5 protein-coding genes and 1 pseudogene are annotated in these 3,666 nt (G+C 42.6%); 3 read left to right on the top strand and 3 right to left on the bottom strand.

Annotated elements, in window-relative coordinates; translation table 11 throughout:
- Positions 1-86, bottom strand: a pseudogene (locus IM450_RS03715) (Uma2 family endonuclease); the annotation flags it as partial.
- A gap of 362 nt (positions 87-448) precedes the next feature.
- Positions 449-757 (bottom strand): hypothetical protein, encoded by a 309-nt coding sequence (locus IM450_RS03710; RefSeq protein ID WP_002781893.1) that lies wholly within the window; start codon positions 755-757, stop codon positions 449-451.
- A gap of 365 nt (positions 758-1,122) precedes the next feature.
- On the opposite strand from IM450_RS03710, the gene IM450_RS03705 reads away from it, so the two are divergent.
- The gene (locus tag IM450_RS03705; protein ID WP_287671023.1) at positions 1,123-1,788 is read left to right on the top strand and encodes a PEP-CTERM sorting domain-containing protein; all 666 of its coding nucleotides are present in this window, start codon (positions 1,123-1,125) and stop codon (positions 1,786-1,788) included.
- A 109-nt stretch (positions 1,789-1,897) separates the two neighbouring features.
- The gene (locus IM450_RS03700; protein WP_190359552.1) at positions 1,898-2,107 is read left to right on the top strand and encodes a hypothetical protein; all 210 of its coding nucleotides are present in this window, start codon (positions 1,898-1,900) and stop codon (positions 2,105-2,107) included.
- A gap of 36 nt (positions 2,108-2,143) precedes the next feature.
- Here the strand turns inward: IM450_RS03700 and IM450_RS03695 are convergent, their stop codons facing one another.
- Positions 2,144-2,914, bottom strand: a complete 771-nt coding sequence (locus tag IM450_RS03695; protein WP_002802664.1) for a Uma2 family endonuclease — start codon at positions 2,912-2,914, stop codon at positions 2,144-2,146.
- A 331-nt stretch (positions 2,915-3,245) separates the two neighbouring features.
- On the opposite strand from IM450_RS03695, the gene IM450_RS03690 reads away from it, so the two are divergent.
- Positions 3,246-3,666 (top strand): Rpn family recombination-promoting nuclease/putative transposase (locus tag IM450_RS03690; protein WP_287671020.1); only part of this gene is annotated, 421 nt, incomplete at its 3' end.

Here is a 3,666-nt window from a genome sequence, read left to right as displayed (position 1 = left end):
CTAGGTAAATCGTACATCGTCGGCAGGGATTGCCGGGGGGAAAGGGAAGGGTCAGATTGGGGAATGGTGAAGGTAGGTGTAGTCATTTCAGTTATCAGTTATCAGTTATCAGTTACCACTCAGACCTCTCAAACATTGTAATACTAAATCCGTTGAGTATAGGCTACTTATGGGGACAGGCAAAAGGCAATAGGCAATAGGCAAAAGGAGCAATAGATAATCAGTTTTTAATAACCAGATTTAGTATATAGCGTTTTTCAGTCTGCTGAGGTACAAAAGTTATGGGTTTTAGGCAAAAGGCAAAAGGCAAGAAAATAGGTGTACCTCACTAGCTCAGGAAACGCTATATAACCTTGACTTGCGTTATAAATTTTCTTGGTCAGCGATAAATATCTCACATTGGGAAATTCTCGAATGGTTTGTTCGAGTTGCAAAAAATAGGCTTCAATCATTTTAATTCCTGGAGATTAGCCTCGTTTTGAAGAAGCATTTCATATAGTCCAGACCAAACTATAAAATCCGATTCATCTCCTAAAATACCTTGAGAAAATTGCTGATAAAATTCTTGGGATGTCATTTTATATTGTTTTTCCAGATCCGCTAAATCTAATTTTAGATTCAAGTTGCTTTTTTGTAGTTCGGCAATCTGATAATCAATAATACTTTGGGCAAATTTTTCTTGATCTTTGATAGAGTTTAAAATCTTTTTAAGGCGTTTTTCTGTTTCAGGCTGAACAGATAGATGAAAATCTAACATAAGTAGGTAGGCGTTAAAAATTATCAAATGCCCCCCTTATCAAGGGGGGATTAAGGGGGGATCGGCACTCCCCTTATCAAGGGGGACAGGGGGGATCGAACCCAAAATCTATCTTCAATTTAATTATAACCAGCTACTTAAGCTGTCTCATTACCACAAATCAAGCGGGTTTTTATTCTAGCAAGCGTCAGCCCTGGGGGAGAAGAATGTAAATATTTATTAAATTGTAGCTTTTAATACAATGCGGGGGGGGTAAGTGTGTATTTTGTCTTTGAGCATTCGCTGGTCATTGTTTTGGGTTGCCCTATCGCTTAACCCGAATCGAAATGTCGCGCACTTAAACCATTTACCATTAACCCTTTTTCATGAAAATAAAACAACTCGGCATTCTATCCGTCGGGGTTGCCCTGGCTACTCTGGGAACTGGTGCGGCACAGGCTGCAAGCGTGACTGTCAATAATTTTTCCTTCGAGACACCATCAAACCCTAATTTTTCACCAGTTATTACCGGTTGGACTGTGAGTAGTGGCAATGCGGGGGTTCAGCCATTCAATGCGACTCAATTTACAAGCGGAGTACCCGACGGTTCGCAGGCGGCTCTTATTGCTTTCAATGGTGGATCGATCCGTCAAGATGTAGCCGCCACTTATCAAGCCGGAACTCGATACACGCTCAATTTATTCGCAGGTATTCGTCTAGATGAACTGGGCAACTTGACCTTGCCGAACAGTACAATTTCGCTTCGCCGGAGTGATAATAATACCGTTTTGTCAAGTTTTACATTCAATCAGAGTTCCTTTTCGTCAAGAGGCGTGTTCTTATCGTTCAACACTTCTTATCTGGCGGGGATTGCCGATCAGGGTGCGGGAATTCGCATCTCTATTGACCGTCCGAATAATGGGGGGACACAATTAGTTTTCGATAACGTTACACTTAATGCGACTCCTGTTCCCGAACCCTCTAGCCTTCTTGGTTTTATCACACTGGGCAGTTTAATGTTAGGGAGTGCTGTCCGCAAAGCGAGGAAATAATGCCTACAAGGGAGAGGAGACGCGGGTTTCCTCTCTCTTTTTTTGGGGGTTATGAGTAGCATCTCAGTCACGAATTATGCTAGGATTCGCCCTAGAATGATAAAAAATCATGACTACACAAGCAACAGTAATCCAAGGCACAGCCAAAGAAATTAGAGAAGCACTGGCGCTTATACCAGATGATGAAATTGTCCGCCTTATGGTAGGTTGTCCCAGCTTATCTATTATTGCCAGAAAATTACAGCACGAGGCCGCAACTCTTGGCATAACAGCTGCGGAACACGACGCACTCATGGCATCGTTAAAAGATGATTTGTGATGCGGGTTGTTGTTGATATCTTGGAGAAGTCAGACCTTACACTTCATCGGGGTTAATTCCAAGCCCTCTGAGCCTTTCAGCCAGCCGGATGGCTTTTTGTTCAGCCTCTTGTTTCGCCAAGCGCTCTTGATTGGCAATTTGCCGTTCTTGAGCAGCGATCGCCTCTGCGTTCATCGCTCTTTCCTCAGCCGTTAGATAGCGATTTCCCGACTGGTCATACCAGTATAACCATTCCCGATACCAGGCAATATGTTCTCCTTTCTCGTAACCCAGCGCCAAGCCAATTTCTGGCAACCAAACTCGATTATTCTCACTCTCTAGAAGTTGATATTTTCCTGAGATTAATTTATATACTTCTAATCTTTGTCGGTTTTTAAATCTTCCTCTTCTGCCACTGAAAGGATTGTAGATTACATAATACAGAATCCCCAGGCTTTGGTAATTTAGAAATTTCTCCTCATACTCACTGTTATATTTCTCGGAAATTACCTCTAAAAACAAAATCGGCAAGATATACTTTTCCCCCCACAAAACATAGCTTAACCGACCTTTTTCTCCCGTATCATGGTTGACTCCAACTGCTAAGAAACCATCGGGGACAAAAGCTGATTCGTCTGGATTATAATAAACAGCCATATCTACCCCAAAATACCAATCATCTCGACCAGACCAAATTAAGGCTAATAAATTTAGCAGCAGATTGGGAATATCATTCTGTAACTGGTTGTCCACTGGAGTTTCATCGGAAGAGGGCAATTCTTCGGCGCTGGGAAGAGGTCGATTTTTGTTATAGGTGAGGTTAACCATAGCTCCTACAAGCGTGGTGTTTAATTACTGCCAATTCTAACAGAAAATTACGGTTTTAGATTTCGTTGTTTTTCTGCGATTTCTCAAAGCACTTCATCAAAACTCGGATCAAGGCTTTCTTTAATGTCATCAACCTGATTAATTTCTTGGTTAGGAGAGGCACTCAGGCACTCATGCAAGAGTCAAAGGGGAGAATAAATCAGGGGTGCTGTCCGCAAAGCTGGAAAATAATGTCTCAAGGGAGAGGAGAGGAGACGCGGGTTTCCTCTCTCTTTTTTGAGGGGTTTCATGGGAAGATCGGGAAAGCTTGCTAGGTGCAATCCCGATCATAATGAAACGAGACTCGATATTTTACCGGCTTTTTCAACAATCCCCCTCCCTTCTCTTCGATTTACTGGAAAACCCGCCAGATAATGCCACCGAATACCGCTTTGACTCCGTAGCCGTCAAAGAACCCAAATTTGAGATCGATGGCGTATTCCTGCCACCCGATAATGATAGTAGCGGGGTAATCTATTTTTGCGAAGTGCAATTTCAAAAAGACGAACGACTCTATGAAAGGGTATTTGGTGAATCATTTTTGTATTTTTATCGTCAGCGAGAACGATTTGCCGATTGGCAAATTGTTGTCATCTATCCCACCCGCAGCCTAGAACAAAGTAACACCCATCCCTACCGAGCGCTGCTCAATTGTCCTCAGGTGCATCGAATTTATCTGAAAGAATTAGGGGAAATTCAGCAGTTACCCCTAG

The sequence above is a fragment of the Microcystis sp. M083S1 genome, from assembly GCF_020246405.1.
GTDB classification, from domain to species: domain Bacteria; phylum Cyanobacteriota; class Cyanobacteriia; order Cyanobacteriales; family Microcystaceae; genus Microcystis; species Microcystis aeruginosa_C.
The sequence above is the reverse complement of the archived record's forward strand: the minus strand, read 5'-3'. Positions and strand labels throughout refer to the sequence as shown.